Origin of the sequence: Spongiivirga sp. MCCC 1A20706 (genome assembly GCF_046524175.1) — a bacterium.
Lineage (GTDB): Bacteria > Bacteroidota > Bacteroidia > Flavobacteriales > Flavobacteriaceae > Spongiivirga.
In genome coordinates, this window is record NZ_JBEFZF010000006.1 from 233,359 (window position 1) to 254,099 (window position 20,741).

The window sequence follows — 20,741 nt, forward strand, 5'->3', positions numbered from 1 at the left end:
AGTTTGAGTATTATTATTCTTCAACTGCACCTTCGTTGATCCACTTTTCAATAATGTCTATTGTAGCTTGAGGTAATCTACCCGAAGGGGGCATTGCTCTTGCCTCTCCTGTTTGTCTACTTATTGATCTAAGCAACTGCCCGTTTTCGGCACGTATTAAAACCTGATTATAATTTGTTAGTGGGAATGGTGCTCCGTTTTGGGTGGGGTCAGAATGACAAGCAACGCAATTATTATTAATGACTGATTGTATCGTCGCGTTATAAGAAACTACCGTTTCTTCATCAATTTGTTCAATTAAATCACTTTCACTGTCATTACTGCATCCTATTAGCAGTAAAATCGCAAGAGCGAAAGTTGTTTTTAATGTGTTTTTCATATTTAGTTGAGTTTTTCAGGAAAAAGAGACTTCTAAAACTGTCGTATCCCTTGTTATTTCTACACCACAAAGCAACTACCAAAAAATCTGTTTTATACTAAAAACCTATGCGAAAGGGACGTTTTAGTACTTAAAAGGGAATATTTTGACGTGAAAGGAATCCACTTTTTGGTAAAATGGAGTGATTTGGGATGAGGCGGAAATTGCAACCTAATTTGTAAAGCTATTTGCTATCTTAGATGAAATTTTCAGATGGATCTATGAGAAAAGATAGGCTCTATTTTTTCACTTTTTTATCAATTACGGTGATCTATATAATCATCGCTAGTATCGCGTTTCAATATCTAGTAAAAGAAAGTAGTTATCGTTTGCTAGAGACGCATTTAGAATTTAGCAAGAAAGAAGCCAAATCTTTTTCCATTTTGGTTGGTCAGCAAATGGATTATGGAATTTCCAAAGATTCAATTGTCGATAACATTCAAAAAAGTTTAACAGGCACTGATCTCGAAATGGGTTTTTTAAGCATGTACGATTGGTCCGGTAAAATAATTGCGCATCCTGATATTAATAACGTACGGCAATTTGCAAGTCCAAATAATTCTTATGTATCATCGGTTACTGATGATCTAAACCCTGAAACTTTTTATAAATCACTGTTAACCGATATTAAGAATAGGGAGGTCTCAGCCACCGAAGACCAGGCTGAAACATCAAAAGTGATTGCGACTCAACCGGTTGAAAACTCTGATTGGATTGTAGCGGCCCATGCAAATATTGATAGTATTGATGCTCAAATGAGTGAATTTAAAAGGCAATTTCTAATCATTTTTCTAATGATGGGTGCCCTAGTGGTCTTATCATCGGTTATTGTATTGCGATTGCTAGGTAGTAAATACGAAAAACGTTTGGAGTTAAAAAATGAAAAATTGGAAGATGAGGTCATCAATCTTTCAAAGCTGAATAGGGCGGTTGGAGAATATCAACAAAAAGTTACAGAGAAGGAAACCGTTGCAGAAACAGATACTACAAATACCAATAAGAAAAGGATTTTAACATACGTTCGTAATGAGTTAGTTCCCATTCCCATTGAAGAAATGGCCTATTGTTATACCGAAAATACCATTACCTATGTAATTTGCATAGATGGGAAACGCTCAACAACCAATTTAAGTCTTGACGAGCTCTTCTCACAGCTAGATGAATCTTATTTTTTTAGGGCGAATAGGCAGTTTATTATTGCTATTTCAAGTATTGATAAAATCGTTAAATATGGGAACAACCAATTAAAAATTCTGGTTAAACCCGATTCTGATACTAGTATTATTATAAGCAAAAACAGAGCTTCACAATTTAAGCAATGGCTTAATATGTAGAAAACCGATCTTTTATGTTGCTTTTTATGATAGCCTTGTTATTTGAGGGTCACCAGGAAGGTAACCAATTTAAACACGCTTCAAAATCCTGAATTTTCTTAAATTTAAAGTAAGAAATGACCCGTGATTTTATTCATATCAATGATTTCGTAATATTAGTTGAGGAAGCTAATACAACCACATTAGAAATTGATTCCTGCGGATTTGATGAACCAATAGTAGCTGTAGCTTTTTACGGTTCGGGTAATGTCGATTTAGCTGTAAAATACGGTCAAAAGCGCAAAGACTTTCAATACACCAAGGGCTTGTCACTTTCTTTTTATGCCGACCAAGAAGTAGTATTTGAACATGCGGTTAGCGCCAATAAAAGTTTAAAATGTATTGTTATTGCTACCAAACTTAGGAATTTGGAACAGCTGCCGAATCAAGAAGGCGAACTTTTTAGTGACTTATTGCAAGAATTAGTACATCCTAAAGAACATTATGTTGAGGGCCCTAGTTTCTTCATGACCCCCGAGATGGAAAATATCGTTGATGCCTTTTTCTCAAACAACTACTCAGGTAAGACTAAAATGATGTTTTTTAGGAGCCAGATTACCGCATTGCTATCTCACTTTTTTGGTCAACTTGCTTTACAACAAGAAAAAGCTTCTAAACCAAGCCACAGAGAGCAACTCAACAAAGCTAGAGACATTTTATTGGAAAATTTGGAAAACCCTCCTTCACTTTCGGAACTTTCAAAAGCCATTGGATTCAATACTACAAGACTTAAAAAAGAGTTCAAAGCTATTTTCGGTGTTCCCGTTTTCAAATACCTACAAAATGAACGGCTGACTTCTGCACACAAACTTATCAGTCAGAAAGAAGCTACTGTACAAGAAGCAGCTTGGCAGGTAGGCTATGACAGCCTAAGCTCATTCTCAAATGCCTTTGCAAAAAAATTTGGTTACCGACCTAGCCAAATTAAATAGTTAAAACTTTTTTCATTATCCTATCTTAGTTAATCAATCGGTAAAAACGTTAGACTCAGAAAGAAAATGTTGGTTATCATATGTACAAAAAGCGGATACTGAAACCCAAAAGCTACACGTGTATATCCAGCAATAGTTGCACTAAATAATTGCGGAAGTGTCAGAATAGGCATCCACAACAGATTGCTTAAGCTTAACTCAAAATTGAAAATATGAAGCCAAGCGAAACTTATAAAAGAGAAATAATATAACTTTTTAAAGTGCTTCTCCCAGAATCGTCTTAACGCCATTTGGTTGTTCTTTCTACTGCAAAAAGCATATACAATCAGGGCTATTAATACAGCGGAAACTACTCTACACCAAAATGTTTCATCTACCGCTGATAATCGGCTTTTAAAAATGGCTTTAGTGAGCAAGTAGTAAGTAAATCCCGCCACAGTAAGGGCAAGATACATTGGATTAAATTTTAATGAAAGTCTAAAGGTCATCTCTTCAAATAGCGGCAATACAACCCCACCAACTAGCAGTAAAACCAGCGGAGAAAAACGTTCTACCATACTTGTTGAAGTCAGATTTTCAGGGTCATACACAAATTGCAATAAGGATGCCACCACTACTGAGAATACAACCTTTATAAAAAAGAGCCCTATAGTATCATAGACTCTATTTTTTATGGTTTTTTCCATAGTAGGATTATAATTAGGGGACTTAATAAAAGTTATCAAATCTTTTATTAAAGACCTGTAATATTTCGGTTTGATTAATGGATAGGATATAAGCATTATTTCTTTTTCGTTGTAGATAACTGAGGACGTCTGACGCCTTGTTTTTAGGTAAATTCGGGCCCTGATTTATAGAGAAGAATCTTCAAATTCCTAATATTATAGGGTTTCGACTCCGCTCAACCTGACGTCTAATATGTTAGACATCCTCAGTATTTATAATTCTTAATTTTTAGACCAAGCTTTTTTGACTCCAAACTCCAGATTTAGCAACTTTGGCAGCGTACTCTGTAAAGTCGATAGCTTTTCTACCTAGCACTTTCTCCAAGTCATAAGAAATTTCTTGATTGTCTGGATTTCCTAATACCTCTTTAAATAGGTAACCAAAAAGCCAAACATAAGAATCTGGTAATCCAGCTTTTCTCATTCCTTCCTTAAATTCATCGATAGAAATAGGCACGTATTGTAACTCCCTATTACTAGCTTTTGCCATAATTCTCACAACTTCTTCGAAAGTTCTCATTTCTGGACCTGTAACCGTTATCGTTTGTCCGTTATAAGTATCATCTACTAAAACCCTAGAGACAACTTCTGCAATATCATTGGCATCTACAAAGGGAATTCTTGCCTCCGGCATAGGCATCGCCACCACGCCATCTAACACAAAATCTATAAAAGCACCTTCGCTAAAATTCTGGTTAAACCAAGATGCTCTAACCAGCGTATAGGCCAATCCCGAATTAGCTACTATTTGTTCGCAGGCCTCCGCCTCAGTCTCGCCTTTGCCAGAAAGCAATACTACTTTTTGCAGTCCGGCTTTTTTAGCCTTTTCTGTTAGGGCAGTTATTGCTTCTTTTGATCCGGGCACAGCCAAATCTGGGTAGTACACGATATATGCTCTATCCATACCTTCTAGCACGGCGTCATAGGTTTCTGGGTTTTCCCAATCCAATGCGGGGCTAGTCTTTTGCCCTACAACGCGAACGTTGTATCCAGATTCTTTTAATTTTTTTGCTACTCGGCTACCAGTTTTTCCAGTTCCTCCGATAACTACGATGTTCTCTGTTTTCATTATTATTTGTTTTTGAATTGATAAATATTAGTGCTTCAACTCTTGAAGGCTTTTTTGACAGATTTTTTTCCTATTCTATTTTCGCACTTAAAGTTTTGAATAGATCAATCCTATGAGTAATAGCGCAAAAGATGCAGAAGAGGCAATGGTGCGTTTAAGGTGCCAGCGGTTCCAAGGTTTTTCAAATCGCCTTCTCAAATCGCTTATTTCAATGGATGAGAGCGTATCAAGGTTGACTTTATCGATCATTTCATTGAGCGGTACATTCCCGAAAATAGTGATGAGACCGATGCCAACAAAAAACACCAATGCGGCAATTAAAAAGGTTAAAAAACTAATCTGGTTCGCCCCTCTGAAAAACCATGCATTCAAAAAAAGTAGTATCACTGGTCCAAAGAATACGAATAGAAAACTTCGATTAATGATGGCTCTATTGATCGATTGAAACGATTTAAGGAATGTGAGATTATCCAATCTTCCTAGCCCTGGAGTTACCGCATTGGACCAAGTAAAACATAAGCCTGCTGTAAGTCCAGTAAATAAGATGCCTAGCATCAATACGATTGTTTGAATTTTAATGTCCATTTTATTGTTCTTTTACGGATGATATCCAGGTTAATAAATCTTGATATTCTTCGCTAGTAAGCTTAATTTTCTTGCCTCTGGGCATTCGTTTTTTAATGAAAACCTGCTTATACACGTCAGCAGACCAATTGTTCATATTATCTTTTGTAAAGACACGTATACGATTGCGTTTTACGTGACAGACGTTGCATTTATTGGTAAGAATTTCAAATGCCCTTGTTTGGGATGAATCTCTTACGACACGGTTGCTTGTTTCTATTTCTACATAGTTATATACCAAGTAATTCTCATTGTTACTTTCTCCGAAAAAAGAAAGACTTAAAGCAATTATGAATTGTGTTAGTGTTGTCATCATCATTAGTGTTATTGATTATGATGACACAAAGTTGCGCAGATATGCCACCAATTATTTATTCGAGCGGAAGTATGATTTGTTCGAAAAGTGCATTAAACTATTTTCAAAATTTAAGTTGTGAAGAGGCTACTTTAAAGCTTCCACAGGTTGCTTTTGCAACACTTTAGAAAGCGTAGCTATTTTATCTTCAATTTCTTTTTGGTAGTGTTCTTCTACTACTTTACCGTTTTTAAAATGGTCATAAAATGAGGGGAGCAAATAGGTCTGAATGATTTTAGCTCCCAGAAATGGAAAACTAGTCGCTGCTGATTGTAAAACGGTAGCACCACCTCTTCCTCCAGGTGAAGTAGCCATCAAAAGCATAGGTTTTTCTCTCCAAATTTGCATATTCAAGCGTGACAACCAGTCTATCACATTCTTAAATACCGCAGCATAAGAACCATTATGTTCCGCTAAGGAGATGATAAAAGCATCTGCTGTATTAATTAATTCATCTAATCTTTTAACTGCTGTGGGGATGCCATTCTCTGCCTCGAAGTCTTCCCCATAAATAGGAAGTACATAATCATTTAAATCGATAGACACGATTTCTATATTTCTCAATAAGCTCGCCGTGTAACCTACTAAAGCTTTGTTGATTGATTTTTGACTGTTGCTACCGGCAATGGTGATTACTTTTTTCATAATATATAAGATTTAAAATGTGTTACGATAATAGATTCCAAAACTTGATTTTTGAATGGGTTCAGTTCCGTATTGGTCAAAGTCTAGTCCAATCCCAACTTGATAGCCTTTATATGCGATACCCGTGCGCAATTGCTTAAAACTTCTTGAATGTGATTTGAATTTATCCCAAACCGTTAAAAACTGTCCATTTAGCCACAGGGATAGATTTTCATGAAATGGTTTTTGTATCTGAAATTGTGCAAATAACTCACCGAGGCTTGCATCTTTCTGTTCTGAATATGCTACGGTAGGAATGACCACCAATAGAACATTGGAAGTTTTAAGTGTAAACTTACCTGAAAGTCTTTCTGAGAATCCTCCAAAACTATTATAGTATAGTGAAGGTCCAATAGCAATCTTCTTATTGATATTCCAGAATAGCGTAGGCTGTACGCCTATTTCATCAAAAACTTGATTTTCTCTTTCTCTGTATTTCTGAAAGAAAGCAAGGGTAGCGATACTTACAGAACTATTGGAATCAATGTAGTAATTGGAGAGTAATGTAAAGTCTGTTTTCTCAAACCCTGAAAACAATTCCAATTGAGTAAATTGTGCCTGTAACGTACTTACAAAACCAAAGAAGAATGTTGTCGCTATGAGTCTTATTCTTTTCACACTTCAAAATTCCGATGGGGCGGTGTGAAAAAAAATGAACTAGTTTAAGACTTTTACTCGATAATCGAGATTTAAAATATTCCGATGCTTGTGTCGAAATTAATGTGAATTTTTTCTTTTAATACCCATAGGCTCCTCCCAAGGTTATTTACTTTCGGTTAACCCTGGAGATAGTTTTGCTCATAAATTCTGGTGTAATTCCTAAGTATGCAGCTAAATCTTTTTGAGTAATTCGATTTACAGTTTGCGGGTATTTCTTTTTGAATTCAATGTACCTTTCTTCGGCGGTTAATGATATACCATGATTTGAACGCCTGATATAACTGATTAAAGACTTTTGATATAGGATGCGATAAAACCGTTCAAATTTTGGAATTTCTTGAAATAGGACATCATAGTTCGTTCTTGAAATTCCCAATAGTTCTGAGGACTCAATTGCTTTTATAAAATACCTAGACGGTTCTTTTGTCATAAAACTCGACAAATCACCCGTCCAATAATCTTCAACCGCAAACATTGAGATATGAGGCGCCCCTTCCTCATTCAAAGTGTATACCTTCAAACACCCCTTAGTAATAAAAAATTCAAATTTAACCGTCTTACCTGCTTGCAGAAGAAAATCTTTTTTCTTCACCTTAATTTCCGTTAGTAAAGAAATATATTTCCGCCTTTCTAACTCAGTTAAGTCTATAAATCGAGATACATTATCAAGTATTAGATTATGGGATTCTTTAAAGTTCAATTCTTAAAGTATTTGCATAGATTTAAATTAAAGAATTTATCAATAATTAAAAAAGAGAATATTTTGCTTTCAATAGTGATATAAACTTAGTAAAAGTTAAAAACCCATTTCATAAATCACTCCTACCTTTCAAAAACAGCAGCGACTGGCGTATGGGGTATTACCATGCAACAAGAAATCTAGCGAACCAAAAACAGGATAGGAGTCACCTCCTATCCCGTTCAAAAAAGCAAAAATTATAATAATTTCTAGAAGTATATACTACTAATTATACTGCAGCACATAGTTAATTGGTAACGCATAATTTACACGTACATTTTTATCGCGCTGTCTACCGGGCTTCATTTTTGGAAGTAACTTCATAATACGTCGTGATTCTTTCTCTAAGTTCAAATCAGGACTTCTAAATTTGAAATTAGTTGGTTGCCCAGTTTCATCGATGGTAAATTGAACAAATACCCTACCCTGAACACCCATTTCTAGCGAAATCTTGGGATATTTTAAGTTCTTTTTAATATGCTCTTGCATCTTCCGGTTAAAGCACTGCACCTGTTCATTTCTTGACATTCCTTCGCAGCCTGGAAAAATAGGCACCTCTTCAATTACAGCAAAAGGGACTACAATAATTTCTGCTTCCTCCTCTACTTCAACATCATCAACAGCAACCACATCGCTTACCTCAAGATCCTGATCCGACTCACTAGATTGAATAGTACTTTCCTCAATCTCGTTTTCGTTTTCAACAACTTGTATGGTTTCCGGAGCTACATTAGCTGGAGGCGGTGGCGGGGGTAATTCTAACTGTCTAGTTAGCGGTATTAGTTCTTCTATTTCTTCTTGATTAATGATAGATTGAACAACCTCATCCTGTTGCGGATATGTCTTAATCTCGAGCATTCTCCAGGTAAAGAACAATACTGTGGTTAATCCAATTACAAAGTATAAACCACTATTTCTATTAAGATCGACTTTAGGATTTTTTTTTGGTTTCATGGCTTCTAGTTTTATTGTTTTAAATGTAGTTACCAGTTGCTAGGTATAACATGATATTTATCAGGGTTTAAAAGGACAGTTACAACTAGTTTTACTAAATATTAAGCCTTAAAATTGTTAATCATGAAAAAAATATTAGTCCCAGTTGATTTTGGTCCATCCTCGGAAAGTGCTTTAAAAATTGCAAGTGAAATAGCTAAGAAATTCGATGCTGATATTCTTTTGGTACATATGATGGGAATTGCAGATGGATTTTTAACGAAAGAGTCTTATTCAGGGAATGATGGAATATATCATTTAAAACTTGTTGAAAAAAAGTTAACGGATTTTTTGGATAAAGACTATCTGGAGGGATTACGAATTTCATATGCAATTAAGAATCACAGGTTTTTTGATCACATTGATAGTGTAATTAATGAGCAACAACCTGATCTAATTGTAATGGGAACCCATGACAGTAAGGGTTTTGAAGAATTTTTTAACAGCACACATACTCAAAAATTAGCACGTAATACTTCTGTTCCTATTTTGGCGGTGAAAAAACAAATGTCCCAATTAAATACGGGAAAAGCCATTGTAGCATGCGATTTTAGCCTTGAAAGTGCAGAGAGCTTTAAGACGATAATCGACTTTTGCAACGCACTAAATTTTGATGTTGAAATAGTACATGTAAATCAGCCTTCAGAGAGCTTTAAAAGCACACATGAGGTAGAGAATAAAATAGAAAAATTTGCTACCCATTTACAAGAGCCTTATCAAAAAGCTCTGATAAAGATCAACCATTATGATGATTACGGTGTTGAAAACGGGATTCTTCATGTAGCTGATGATAAAAATGCCGATTTAATAGCGGTGGCAACGCACGGTCGTAAAGGCTTCGCTCACTTTTTATTGGGCAGTGTCGGCGAATCTATTGTTGATGATGCTCCGGTACCAGTTTTAACTGTCAAAATGTAGTTATTAGGTGCATTACATCAAGGGGCTGAATAACCTAGCAAACCCCTCCACAAAACGTTGACCTAATGATCTTTTTTTGAAGATATTGAGTGAGATTTTTTTACTGTTATAGCAGTCATTTAAAAAGTCATCACCAACTTTTTTAGCGATTTCTTTATTGTAGATCACCGCATTGACCTCAAAATTTTGCTCAAAACTTCGGTTGTCAAAATTACCTGAACCTATTGAGGTAATCTCATTATCTACCACAATAAACTTGCTATGCAAAAACTTCTCAGGATGTAGGTAAATGTGAACTCCATTTTGGAGTAACTCATCAAAAAATGAGAACATGCTGTGCTTTACCAGATTAATATCAGACTTTTCAGGCACTAACAAATTTACAGAGACTCCTGACAAAGCAGCAATTTTTAAAGCCTCTAGAAGCGGAGCACTTGGTATGAAATACGGATTAGCGATATAAATGTTCTTTCTGGCCACATTAATTAGTTTAATATACAATTGTAAAATTGAAGGATTGGCAGTGTCCGGTCCACTAGCTAAAATCTGCACTATTTTATTCCCTAATTCACTACTTTCAACAACATATTCTTCATTCAACACTCCCTCGTCACCACTGGCAAAATAGTAGTCTTTAATAAAAACAGTATTAAGACTTTTTACCGCTGGGCCTTTGATCTTTATATGCATATCGTCCCACACCCCAAGACCATCAGAAGCTTCTATATATTTATCCGAAATATTAATTCCTCCTGTAAAACCGACCACACCATCTACTACTATAATTTTCCGATGGTTACGATGATTTAGCGTAAACAAAAGACTTCCAAATCGCAATGGCATTGTAGCATGTATTTTTACTCCTATTTTTTTAAAACGTTTTATTGACTTCCTTCTCCATTGGTAGCTACCTATAGCATCATAAATCACCCTTATTTCGACACCTTCAGCTATCTTCTGTTCAAATAATTGAAATAACCTTTCAAGAACGGTTCCTTCTTCAAAAATGTAGAATTGAATATGAATAAAATATCTTGCTTGCGCTAATTCATCAAAAATATGTTGAAATGCCTTTTCTCCATCATCCAATATCTCTAACGAGTTACCACTGGTAGCTGACATCCCTCCATTAATTTCATTTAATTGTGATATTTGACTTGCGACATCATCAGTAAATACATGTTTAAAATCGGACTTTAAGCTGTTAGCATTAGAAGTATCATACACTTTTCTTTTTTTAAGCTCATGTAACTGAAAAAAACCTGAGTTGTGACGATTAATTCCAAATAATATGTATAACAATAAACCAATAAAAGGTAGTAGCAGTAATACCAAAAGCCAGCTAAATGATTTAGTGGGCCTGGTACCGTATAGTATTAAGTGAATAATACATAAAATTGCAATCCCAGCATGAATAATCAACAATGGATTGAGCATAGCTGATGTTATTTATAGTTCAGAAAAGGTATTACTTTTTATAATTTCTTTGGATGATCATTATCAGTTGTTCGGAAAGAGCCGCACCCTTTCATTAAGTTTAGGAATATAGGTGTTCCATTGATAAGTGTCTTTGATCTTCTTTGAAAGTACATTAAGTGCATCTGATTCTCCATGGATTAGAAATATAGTAGGGTTTGAGTTGATTTTTTCTAGCCATTGTATTAGTTCCTGCTGATCGGCATGTGCTGATAATGACTGAACGTGATATAACTTTGCATTTATAGGATAATACTTGCCAAACATTTTTAAAGTGCTGGCTCCATTTAAAAGATCATAGCCTCTTGTACCCTCTACCATATAACCTACCAACAAAATTGCATTTCTCAAATCTGACCCTAGCTTTTTCACATAGGTAAGTACCCGACCTCCAGTTACCATACCACTTCCTGCAATTATAATTTTAGATCGCGTATCATCAATAATATCCCAAGTTTCGCCATAATTTTCAACAAAAATGACTTCCTTCTGTATCGATTCATAATCATTAATCGCTAATTTGTGCCAATGTCCAAAACGTTTAAACAATGAAAAAACACTGTTTCCCATTGGGCTATCGACGACAATGGGAATGTTTGGAATTCGATTTTGTTTTCTTAAGTGCCAAAGCAAGTATGCTAGTATCTGAAGTCGTTCAACCGCAAAACTTGGTATAATCAAACTTCCTTGATTACTTATTGTTTCATTGACAATAGCCGTTAGTTTTTGACTCACATCTTCTAGCGGGTGAAGTTGATCACCATAGGTACTTTCTAAAAAGAGAAAATCTGCTTTCTCTGGTTTCTCTGGTTCATATAATAAAAGATCATCATTACGACCTACATCACCAGAAAAAATTAAGACTTTACCATAAATTTCGATTTCGACAAAACATGCTCCAAGAATATGACCATTATATCTAAATGTTATAGAAATAGCATTATCAACCTTTAAAGCCTCGTTTTTAGGTTGAGGCTGAAAACGATAGGTTGCATTTTCGGCATCTTCGATCGTGTATAAAGGTAATGCAGGCTGATGCTTACTAAAACCCTTTCTATTTGACTCTTCGGCATATTCTTCATTAATTTTAGCACTATCAAGCAATACTATTCTGGCAATAGCTAAGGTTGGTGCAGTTCCGATGATTGATCCGTTGAAGCCATCTTTTACAAGTTTAGGAAGGTATCCTACATGATCTAAATGCCCATGAGTTAACACTACTAAATCGATTGAAGAAGGTTCGATAGTTAGCGGTTCCCAATTTAACTGTCTTAGTTTTTTTTCACCTTGAAACATTCCACAATCAACAAGTACATTAAGATGACTTGTCTTTATTAAAAACTTTGATCCTGTTACCGAACCGGCACCACCTAAAAAAACAACATCAATGGTATTATCAGACATATTTTACGTACAAAGCTTTTCTATTGTTTGAAACAATCTACCTTTTCTTGGTTCTTTTATATTCAATTCGTTAAGTAATTCCTTTCTGTCTAGCAAGGTCCTACATAAAACAACTCCTTTTTCAAGTAACCATTCTTTTTCATACTGATTAAACAACCTTAAAGTGGTTATAGGATATAACCCAAGTCTATCTATTCGCTCTTTAAGAGAATTCCCTTTCGGATGGTTCCAACTTAGGAGATAAAGATTAGCACAAGTCCCATAATCCATCGCATCTTTGGTAAACCGAGTGTTTGTGACCACCCAGCCATTAGCTAATACTGCGCGCTTATCTTGCCAATTACGGGCAATATCCTTGAAGCGACTGTTAATATATAGGGGCACCTTAACGTTGCATTTTCTACTAGCATCACTATGAAACTTGCACTCCACTATATTAGCGGTATGATTTTTTATTGCCATCACATCCACTTCATGGGCCACACAATACCCTTTAACTATAACATTCACTGAAGTTTCAAAACCCGAGTAGTCTAGTAAAGACGATACAAACCTTTCAAACGGAAAACCGGTAGGCCCCAGTTCATAAATGGCTTTTTTTAGCTTGTATCGCGAACCATAAGACTCATTCTTCATGTTTAGCATGGTATAAGCACGTTTATGAATTTCTTTAGTACTTATACCATCGTAAACCTCATCTTTTATGGTATTGATTATTTCTTCGACGGTTGTATTACTGGCTCCTGATGATTGTAGCGACTTTCTAAGTTTAGAAAAAGAAAAATCAACGATATCCCCAGACGCCTTGACAACCTTTATATCAATCGTTTGATTTTTCATCTACCTCGCTCAGGCGCGCGCCCTAACTGTTCTTTAAGTAGGGCTTTTACTTGATTAATGGTCATGCTATCAGCATTGTTGACCATTGAAACCTTTTCAGCAATATCTCTATAATTTGAGTCTATTTCTGATTTTAGTTTTAAATAGGTCTCTGCTGGTCCATTAATAGTGATATTGTTCGCGTTTTTTAAAAACTCAATGATTTTTTTGAAATAATTTCTAAGCTGGTGCTTTTCTCGTTCAAGGTATTTACTGTCTTGTACAACATCCTGTGGTCCCCAACGAGTTTTTGAACGCGACCCACCATGTATACGGTAATCTTCGACTTCAGATTCTATAGTAATAAAATGTTCATCATTACTTTCAAAGATTAGCAAGTATGCTTTTTGTTTATCCAACCAAATTCCTATTTCTTTCATCGTTTTACATTTTTAATTAAACAAGTGCATTGCTAACATGGGTACTTTAGCAGCGTTTCCAATTTTTTTGGTTACTGATTTTTTTAGCAAACGGTCAAAAAACCCATGCTTATGATGAATCAAGGCAATCATATCAGCATCCCTACTTTCCGCAAAGCAATGTATAGCCGCATCAACATCAAGATTTGTAAGTTCATGATAGGTATAAGATAAAACGGTAAGATCTTCTTCTAACAACGCTTTATTTTTCTTTTGTAGATCGCTAAGTTCATTCTCTTCTATCACGTGTAGTATACGTAATGTAGCATTGGCTTTCCTTGCTATGTTAAGCATAGGAACTATTTCCTGACGATTATACGGTAACTTGAAAGAAGTAGGAAAAACAATTTCCTTAGGATTTTCAAGACTTGCGGTTTTAGGAACTGCAATCACAGGACAGCTAATCAATCGATCCATAATATTGGCTGCATTACTGCCAAAAATTTTATCCCAGTTATCAGTGACCCCCTTAGTACCCATTACAACTAAATCGATATTTCTTTTTTCAACCAAATGTTCTATTTCGTGTAAAATGACGTTATATGAAGCTATGATCTCAAAATGATGATTATCATTAGTCTTGGTATCTAATAAATCGGCGATTTTTTTAAGTTCTTTTTGAGCCGCATTCAACTTTGCTTCATAAGCCGGGTTTCCCGGTTCAGGTACTCCTAAATTACTAGTAGAGTAATTGTCAACAGAAAATACATTTAACAGGTAAAATGTACAGTCTTCGTTTTTAAAAAGGGTAATGGCATAGTCAATTGCATGTTGTGCAGTTTCTGAAAAGTCGGTGGGTATTAAAATTCGTTTCATTTTTTACAAGTTTGAGGTTTAACATTAATCGGCCAACTCATCCTAACAGGTCATTCTAGTTCTGGCAGCACTAATAATGGCGTATCGGTATGAAATGCCAACTTCTTTATTATCGGCTCTTGTGTAAGTTTCTCAAGAAAACTGTGCTTGTATTGTATAATTGCAATTAAATCAGCTTCTACCTGTTGCGCATATTGCTCTATCTCCTTTCTTACAGTAACATTTATGGGAAGTTCTACATAAGTAGTAACTTGATCTTTACCCAAGAAATTGGATAACTGCTCCTTATTTTTACGTTGCGCATCATCTAAGTTCACATAGCCTACGATCCTAATCATATCCACCTTTGAATCGTTGTATTTAATTAAATCAAGTAGTGGTAATAATTCAGATCGGTAGTATGCTTGCCTAAAATCTGTTGGAAACACAATCTGAGAAAAACCTTTGTAAACAGTATCTGCTGGTATTATAAGAATAGGACAGTTTCTGATGCGTTTTAATACACTAACCGTGTTACTCCCCATGAAAATTTCTCGTAAACCACTGCTGCCCTGAGTACCCATGACGATTAAGTCAATGGCCTTTTCGGCGACTACCTCAACTATGGCTCCGTACAAGGAGTTACTTTTGACAACTGACTCAAATTTATGTTTTGAATTATTGTAACTTCTGCGCAACTCAATAATCATCCATTCTAATTCTTTTTCGTATTGACTTCGCATTTCTTGATCTAATTCCGAGTCCGACTCCAGCTCTTTATTAGTAAAAAACAAATCAAGTGCATATGAATGCATTAAGTAAAACTTGCAGTCCTGGTTTTTATGGGCTTCAACCGCATAATGAATGGCATTCGTTGCATTATCAGAAAAGTCTGTAGGCAATAATATTGTTTTCATAGTATTTGTTTATTGTTAACCTATAGGTGGTATTACCAGAAATGGCAAATTCGTTTCAAATCCAATTTGATCGATATTTTGATTGCGAATCAACCGCTCTAAAACGCTGTGCTTTCTGTTGATCATAGCCAATAGTTGATAGTCACTTTGTTTTACAAAATCAAAAAGTGAATCCGGCATCGAACCCTGAAATTCAAGGTTAATCACCTCGTTACCACTATATCGATCAAATAACTCTTCAAGCTGTCGCTTGTGCTGAATTTGTTTACTGTTCAACGCATGCACTCCATCTGTAATATGAAGTAAGGTGATTTGTGGTTTCGTTTTTTCAATAACATGCAGCAGAATTTTTATAGAGTCATTGTTAAAATTCTGCAAGAAATCCGTTACAAATAATAGCTGCCTCAGTGGCCGATTTTTATAATCTAACGGAACTGCTAAAACGGGAACTTCTGTTTTATTAATAACTGCTACTGTGTTAGACCCAAAGAAGACACGTCTTGCTCCGGTAGCTCCCTGCGTACCCATTACCACTAAATCTACATGGTGTTTGGAAGTAATTTCTTTAATTTCATCTACCAACAAACTAAACTTTGTGTGTGTTACAAATTGGTGGCGAGGGTTTGAATAATTCTCTTCTATTTTAAGCAAGGTTTTTTCGACACCGTCTAAAGCCTTATCGACTAAGGGATCGGGAATTCCGCTGTAGACTGGACCACCCACCGCATAATCAACACGTTGCAATGACGGAGTGTAGGTATGAAGCACATGAAAAGTGCAATCTTCATCTTTAAATAGCTGCAAAGCATATGAAATGGCATTCCATGCATTTGTAGAAAAATCAGTAGGCAACAAAATACTTTTCATCGTTTTTAACTTTAGGTCTCTTACAAATCTAGTACTGCAATTTTGCTAACACTATGATAATTATCAGTCACGAAAGCTGATACATGTCATGGTTTATTCAATGATTAAATAAAACTTTTGTCATAAGCGTTTTTAACTTATTTATCCTAACTTTAAAATTATGGTTATGAGCAATCATCCTACATATTCAGAAACTACTAGAAAGCACTTTTATCAATCATTGGGTAAGTTGTTTTATGCCGTTGCGATTGCTGACAAAGTAATTCGTCCCGCAGAGGTTCAAAAGATCAAGGAAAAAATTGATGAAGTTTGGATCGATCTTGATGACATGCATGATGAGTATGAAACCGACATGGCCTTTCAAATGGAAATTGTTTTTGATTGGTTACAAGAAAATGAACCAGATGGACAAGAATGTTTTGACGAGTTTGTGACATTTTATGAAGAGCATCCTGCATTATTTACACCCAAGGTCAAGTCGATGATTTTATCAACCGCCAATGCCATAGCGGGTTCCTTTGCTGGTAAGAATAAGGCCGAGTTGATAATATTGGCAAAATTGAATATCTTGTTTAGAGAATAATTTTATGAAAGGAAACTTTGATAGCTTGGTCAACAGTCCAAAGCCAGTTTTAGTTGATTTTTATGCCGACTGGTGTGGACCCTGTAAGGCATTGGCTCCTATACTGAAAGAAGTCAAGGCAACTTTGGGTGACACCATCAAGATCATTAAAATTGATGTAGACAAACATCAACCTCTAGCAAACAAATTTCAGGTTCGCGGTGTTCCTACATTGTTGTTGTTTAAAAATGGAAAACAACTCTGGCGACAATCAGGAGTTTTACCAAAAGATCACATTCTTCAAATAGTAGAACAGCACCAATAGTAACAATCAAGCATTGGGTACATAGTTGCTTAAACATCGATTATGTTATGAAAGAAATTGAACAATATATTGATCATACACTGTTAAAACCGACGGCTGTTGAAAAAGATATTTTACGCATTTGTGATGAAGCTATTAAGGAAAACTTTTATGCAGTTTGTATACCAGGTTGCTTTGTAAAAGCCGCTTCAAGTTATCTTAAAAAAAGCCGGGTGAAGGTGGCCACTGTGGTAGGTTTTCCATTGGGGTTTTCATCAATCAAAAGTAAGGTCCAAGAAGCTACATTATATACTAATGATGGTGCAGATGAGATTGATATGGTAATTAATATTGGCCACGTAAAATCAGAACACTATGACCAGATTAAAGCCGAAGTAGCACAAATAAAAGAAGCTATAGGAACAAGCATACTTAAAGTAATCATAGAAACCTGTTACCTTACCAATCAAGAAAAAGTAACGTTGTGTAAGCATCTGGTTAAAACTAAAGCTGATTTTATAAAAACCTCGACCGGTTACGGTACTGGAGGTGCAACTATTGAAGACATTAAACTTATAAAAAGTGTAATCGGCAACTCAAAAAAGATTAAAGCTTCAGGAGGGATAAAAGACTACAACACTGCTAAGCTATATATTGATCATGGTGTTGAAAGAATAGGTACTTCATCAGCTTTAGATATTGTCAAACAAGCAAGATTATGAGTATACATATCGATGCAAAACCAGGAGAGATTGCAGACACAGTGCTGATACCTGGCGACCCCTTAAGAGCTAAATGGATTGCCGACACCTTTTTCAAAAATTCTAAATGCTACAACAGAACAAGAGGGATGTTAGGGTATACGGGACTTTACAATGGAAAACCAATATCAGTACAAGGCAGCGGTATGGGTATTCCGTCAGCAATGATTTATTTTCATGAACTCATCAATGAATACAACGTTAAAAAAATTATTCGGGTGGGTACCGCGGGCTCCTATCAACCCAATATTCATTTAAGAGATGTTATAATTGCAATGGCAGCATCAACCAATTCAAATTTTAACAATGACTTATTTTCCAACGTTACTTTCTGCCCTACCGCAAATTTTAACTTACTCAACAAGGCGGTAAAATATTGTGAGCAAGAAGCTATTCATTTTAAAGCCGGAAATGTGCTTAGCTCTGACACATTTTACGAATCAGACCCAGATCACTATAAAATATGGGCTTCGTACGGTGTGCTTTGTGTGGAAATGGAAACAGCCGTGTTGTACACCCTAGCGGCTAAATTTGGGATTGAGGCTTTATCTATTTTGACCATTTCAGATTCCTTGGTTACTAAAGAAGAGAGTACACCAGAAGAACGTGAAAACAGCTTTAGCACTATGGTAGAAATAGCGCTGGGCATTGTCTAATTACATTTTAAATGTTATTACGGGACTAGTTGTATGGTTAGCAATATCTTCGCCAATACTTCCCATAAAAAAATGAGACAGTCCTTTTCTGCCATGAGTTGATATAGCAATAGCATCAAACTTTTCCCTTGCTAAATAGTTATAAATGCCATCTTCGACAGTATGATCAACCCGGTAACATGTGTTTTTTGAAGAATGATAATACGAATTCTCCGCTAATCTTAAAAATTCATCTACCCCATTTTCAATTTCCACACTACTAGTAAATCGGTCGTTCGCTGTGTGTATATATAACAGCTGAACGTGACAATTAATATCATTAAAAAAGCGCATTGCTTTATTGTATGCCTCTAGACTCTCTTTTTTAAAATCGCAAGCAAACAGCACATTGTTAAGTTTAAATTCAGGTCTACTTTTTTTTATAACTAAAACAGGCACCTCCGCACTTCTAACTACCTTTTCGGTATTAGAACCAACAAATTGATCGAAGATCCCACTTACACCATGAGACCCCATTACAATTAAGTCGACTTCATGTTCTAAGGCCACGTTTCCAACCTCTTTAAATATGCGATAATTCTGAATAATCGTTCGATACGAAACATCTTTCAAATACCCATTTTCCAGAAACCCGTCAATTCTCTTTTTAACCATATCTCTATAGTATGAAGCTTCCATAAAGCCATCAAATTTACTATCATCAAAATCAAGTTGTACGCCCCGTAACATATGCAACAAAATAATATGACTATTGTGTTCTCTTGCAATATTTGCAGCAGTTTCTAAGGCATATGAAGAGGTTTCAGAAAAATCGATTGGGACCAATATTTGTTTCATAATAATGCTGGAATATGGTGATATTCAAAGCTAAGAACGCCTTGTGTTTTGTAACATGATCATTATCATTTGTAACTGTTCTTACTATATGTATTTTGAAAAAAAATAAATATGAAACCACTTATAATACTCGTATGTGCATTATGTAGCATATACATATTACCCGCCCAAGAAGAGTCGGTTACTTTTGATAAGATAGGTACACTCTCAGAAGAGCTTATTGCTGTAGAAAAAGATGGAAAATGGGGATTCGCAAATCTTGATAACTCTTTAGTTATTGATTTTAGAAGTGATATTGTAGCAGAAAACTATACCATAAATAGCAAAAGTAAATCGCCTGTCTTTAAAGAAGGAAAAGCCCTAGTGTTGCAATTAAAAGATGGTATTGGTTACTATGGATATATTGATAAAACCGGGAAGCTAATAATTGATTGTCAATTTTTGAATGCTTCCAACTTTAGCAATGGTTATGCTCTGGTAATAGCTTCAAAAACCACAAAAAAGGGACGAAATGAATATTTGAATAAGGATATTATTAAACGAAGTTTTTCAGAAATCATAATTGACGAAAATGGCAATTTGGTAAAATTCATAAAGGACTTATCCTATGTACGATTAACTAAAAAGCAGTACAAAAAGCCTTTTTCAAATTCACACTTCATAGGACCTAAGCAAATTGCAGCACAATTAGCTGATGGAAGTTGGAAAATAATTAATCTATAACAAAGCTATCATGGCACTACATTTTGAGAAATACGCAATTGAGGCAAACTCTTTTTTGAGTGATTATGCAAAAGCACTTAACATGGATCATGAAACTGCTAAGGCAGGACGCATTTTATCAGCCATCTTACATGCATTAAGAGATATTATCCCTTTTGAAGAATCGTTGCAGTTAATCGCTCAGCTCCCTATGTTTTTAAAGGCTGTCTATGTAAATGGATGGTCGGTCAAAACCAAATCTGATAAAAAAATTAAATCGTTAGACGATTTTATCGCCTTAATTAAAAAATATGATCGTATTGCCGCCGATAAAGATTTTGAAACTAAAGAACTTACAGAGCGATATCTCGATGTTACTTTCATTTTGCTGCGTAAGTACTACTTGTCTATTGGTGAATTGGAAGATATTAAGTCGACACTACCTAAAGAACTAAAAGATTTGATCTATACGAATTCATATTTCAACTTATAGTAAGATCAATTATAATACAAATAAAAAGGGCATCTTTAAAAGATGCCCTTTCTCAAACCATTAATGCACTTCACTATTCACAATGAAGGGTCATTTTAACGACTAATCGATAAAAACGTACCCTGATTATATTTGGCAAAAAAACTAGATAAAAAACCAACTAACTACCTATTATCAAA

General features: G+C 35.3%; 26 protein-coding genes. 9 read left to right on the forward strand and 17 right to left on the reverse strand.

Annotated features, from left to right (window positions below):
- Positions 1-13 precede the first annotated feature (13 nt).
- Positions 14-379, reverse strand: coding sequence for a cytochrome c (locus tag ABN763_RS15295; protein WP_410486366.1), 366 nt, complete (start codon positions 377-379; stop codon positions 14-16).
- Positions 380-639: 260 nt separating this feature from the next.
- Here ABN763_RS15295 and ABN763_RS15300 point away from each other — a divergent pair, with 260 nt between their 5' ends.
- Together ABN763_RS15300 and ABN763_RS15305 are read left to right on the forward strand one after the other, a co-directional pair.
- Positions 640-1,752, forward strand: coding sequence for a LytTR family transcriptional regulator DNA-binding domain-containing protein (locus tag ABN763_RS15300; RefSeq protein WP_410486367.1), 1,113 nt, complete (start codon positions 640-642; stop codon positions 1,750-1,752).
- Positions 1,753-1,868: 116 nt separating this feature from the next.
- Complete coding sequence (locus ABN763_RS15305) at positions 1,869-2,723, forward strand: helix-turn-helix domain-containing protein (RefSeq protein ID WP_410486368.1); 855 nt, start codon at positions 1,869-1,871, stop codon at positions 2,721-2,723.
- Between the two features lie 29 nt (positions 2,724-2,752).
- On the opposite strand, the gene ABN763_RS15310 is transcribed toward ABN763_RS15305, so the two are convergent.
- The 8 genes from ABN763_RS15310 to ABN763_RS15345 form a co-directional block, all read right to left on the reverse strand.
- Positions 2,753-3,409 carry a hypothetical protein gene (locus ABN763_RS15310; RefSeq protein WP_410486369.1) on the reverse strand — a complete coding sequence of 219 codons (657 nt, stop codon included), beginning with the start codon at positions 3,407-3,409 and terminating at the stop codon, positions 2,753-2,755.
- Between the two features lie 268 nt (positions 3,410-3,677).
- Positions 3,678-4,517, reverse strand: a complete 840-nt coding sequence (locus ABN763_RS15315) for an NmrA family NAD(P)-binding protein (RefSeq protein WP_410486370.1) — start codon at positions 4,515-4,517, stop codon at positions 3,678-3,680.
- 87 nt (positions 4,518-4,604) lie between these two features.
- A complete protein-coding gene (locus ABN763_RS15320; RefSeq protein WP_410486371.1) occupies positions 4,605-5,102 on the reverse strand; it encodes a DUF1772 domain-containing protein in 498 nt (165 codons plus the stop codon).
- A 1-nt stretch (position 5,103) separates the two neighbouring features.
- Positions 5,104-5,454 carry a hypothetical protein gene (locus ABN763_RS15325; RefSeq protein ID WP_410486372.1) on the reverse strand — a complete coding sequence of 117 codons (351 nt, stop codon included), beginning with the start codon at positions 5,452-5,454 and terminating at the stop codon, positions 5,104-5,106.
- 129 nt (positions 5,455-5,583) lie between these two features.
- Positions 5,584-6,141, reverse strand: a complete 558-nt coding sequence (locus tag ABN763_RS15330) for an NADPH-dependent FMN reductase (protein WP_410486373.1) — start codon at positions 6,139-6,141, stop codon at positions 5,584-5,586.
- A 12-nt stretch (positions 6,142-6,153) separates the two neighbouring features.
- Positions 6,154-6,798 (reverse strand): hypothetical protein, encoded by a 645-nt coding sequence (locus tag ABN763_RS15335; protein WP_410486374.1) that lies wholly within the window; start codon positions 6,796-6,798, stop codon positions 6,154-6,156.
- A 148-nt stretch (positions 6,799-6,946) separates the two neighbouring features.
- Complete coding sequence (locus ABN763_RS15340; RefSeq protein WP_410486375.1) at positions 6,947-7,540, reverse strand: Crp/Fnr family transcriptional regulator; 594 nt, start codon at positions 7,538-7,540, stop codon at positions 6,947-6,949.
- A gap of 264 nt (positions 7,541-7,804) precedes the next feature.
- Entirely contained in the window at positions 7,805-8,533 is a 729-nt protein-coding gene (locus ABN763_RS15345) for an energy transducer TonB (protein WP_410486376.1), read from the reverse strand.
- Positions 8,534-8,656: 123 nt separating this feature from the next.
- Between ABN763_RS15345 and ABN763_RS15350 the strand changes: the two genes are divergently transcribed.
- Entirely contained in the window at positions 8,657-9,490 is an 834-nt protein-coding gene (locus ABN763_RS15350) for a universal stress protein (protein WP_410486377.1), read from the forward strand.
- Positions 9,491-9,502: 12 nt separating this feature from the next.
- Here ABN763_RS15350 and cls read toward each other — a convergent pair whose 3' ends face one another.
- The 7 genes from cls to ABN763_RS15385 all read right to left on the reverse strand — a co-directional run bounded on the left by cls (position 9,503) and on the right by ABN763_RS15385 (position 16,247).
- Positions 9,503-10,927, reverse strand: coding sequence for a cardiolipin synthase (gene cls, locus ABN763_RS15355; RefSeq protein ID WP_410486378.1), 1,425 nt, complete (start codon positions 10,925-10,927; stop codon positions 9,503-9,505).
- A gap of 63 nt (positions 10,928-10,990) precedes the next feature.
- Positions 10,991-12,370, reverse strand: a complete 1,380-nt coding sequence (locus ABN763_RS15360; protein ID WP_410486379.1) for an MBL fold metallo-hydrolase RNA specificity domain-containing protein — start codon at positions 12,368-12,370, stop codon at positions 10,991-10,993.
- 3 nt (positions 12,371-12,373) lie between these two features.
- Positions 12,374-13,210, reverse strand: a complete 837-nt coding sequence (locus ABN763_RS15365) for an ATP cone domain-containing protein (RefSeq protein WP_410486380.1) — start codon at positions 13,208-13,210, stop codon at positions 12,374-12,376.
- Positions 13,207-13,629, reverse strand: coding sequence for a hypothetical protein (locus ABN763_RS15370; protein ID WP_410486381.1), 423 nt, complete (start codon positions 13,627-13,629; stop codon positions 13,207-13,209). The genes ABN763_RS15365 and ABN763_RS15370 overlap by 4 nt, the downstream gene beginning before the upstream one ends.
- A 12-nt stretch (positions 13,630-13,641) precedes the next feature.
- Positions 13,642-14,484, reverse strand: coding sequence for a universal stress protein (locus tag ABN763_RS15375; protein ID WP_410486382.1), 843 nt, complete (start codon positions 14,482-14,484; stop codon positions 13,642-13,644).
- Between the two features lie 50 nt (positions 14,485-14,534).
- Positions 14,535-15,380 (reverse strand): universal stress protein, encoded by an 846-nt coding sequence (locus ABN763_RS15380; protein ID WP_410486383.1) that lies wholly within the window; start codon positions 15,378-15,380, stop codon positions 14,535-14,537.
- A 15-nt stretch (positions 15,381-15,395) separates the two neighbouring features.
- The gene (locus ABN763_RS15385) at positions 15,396-16,247 is read right to left on the reverse strand and encodes a universal stress protein (protein WP_410486384.1); all 852 of its coding nucleotides are present in this window, start codon (positions 16,245-16,247) and stop codon (positions 15,396-15,398) included.
- Between the two features lie 166 nt (positions 16,248-16,413).
- On the opposite strand from ABN763_RS15385, the gene ABN763_RS15390 reads away from it, so the two are divergent.
- The 4 genes from ABN763_RS15390 to deoD are packed head-to-tail and all read left to right on the forward strand — an operon-like array spanning position 16,414 to position 18,530.
- The gene (locus ABN763_RS15390) at positions 16,414-16,830 is read left to right on the forward strand and encodes a hypothetical protein (RefSeq protein ID WP_410486385.1); all 417 of its coding nucleotides are present in this window, start codon (positions 16,414-16,416) and stop codon (positions 16,828-16,830) included.
- A 4-nt stretch (positions 16,831-16,834) separates the two neighbouring features.
- Entirely contained in the window at positions 16,835-17,134 is a 300-nt protein-coding gene (gene trxA, locus ABN763_RS15395) for a thioredoxin (protein WP_410486386.1), read from the forward strand.
- 47 nt (positions 17,135-17,181) lie between these two features.
- Positions 17,182-17,835 (forward strand): deoxyribose-phosphate aldolase, encoded by a 654-nt coding sequence (deoC, locus tag ABN763_RS15400; protein ID WP_410486387.1) that lies wholly within the window; start codon positions 17,182-17,184, stop codon positions 17,833-17,835.
- Positions 17,832-18,530: a purine-nucleoside phosphorylase gene (gene deoD / locus ABN763_RS15405; protein ID WP_410486388.1), complete on the forward strand. Its 699-nt coding sequence runs from the start codon at positions 17,832-17,834 to the stop codon at positions 18,528-18,530. The genes deoC and deoD overlap by 4 nt, the downstream gene beginning before the upstream one ends.
- On the opposite strand, the gene ABN763_RS15410 is transcribed toward deoD, so the two are convergent.
- Positions 18,531-19,367, reverse strand: a complete 837-nt coding sequence (locus ABN763_RS15410) for a universal stress protein (RefSeq protein ID WP_410486389.1) — start codon at positions 19,365-19,367, stop codon at positions 18,531-18,533.
- 111 nt (positions 19,368-19,478) lie between these two features.
- On the opposite strand from ABN763_RS15410, the gene ABN763_RS15415 reads away from it, so the two are divergent.
- Positions 19,479-20,090, forward strand: a complete 612-nt coding sequence (locus ABN763_RS15415) for a WG repeat-containing protein (protein WP_410486390.1) — start codon at positions 19,479-19,481, stop codon at positions 20,088-20,090.
- Positions 20,091-20,100: 10 nt separating this feature from the next.
- Entirely contained in the window at positions 20,101-20,562 is a 462-nt protein-coding gene (locus ABN763_RS15420; RefSeq protein WP_410486391.1) for a DUF2267 domain-containing protein, read from the forward strand.
- Positions 20,563-20,741: the final 179 nt, after the last annotated feature.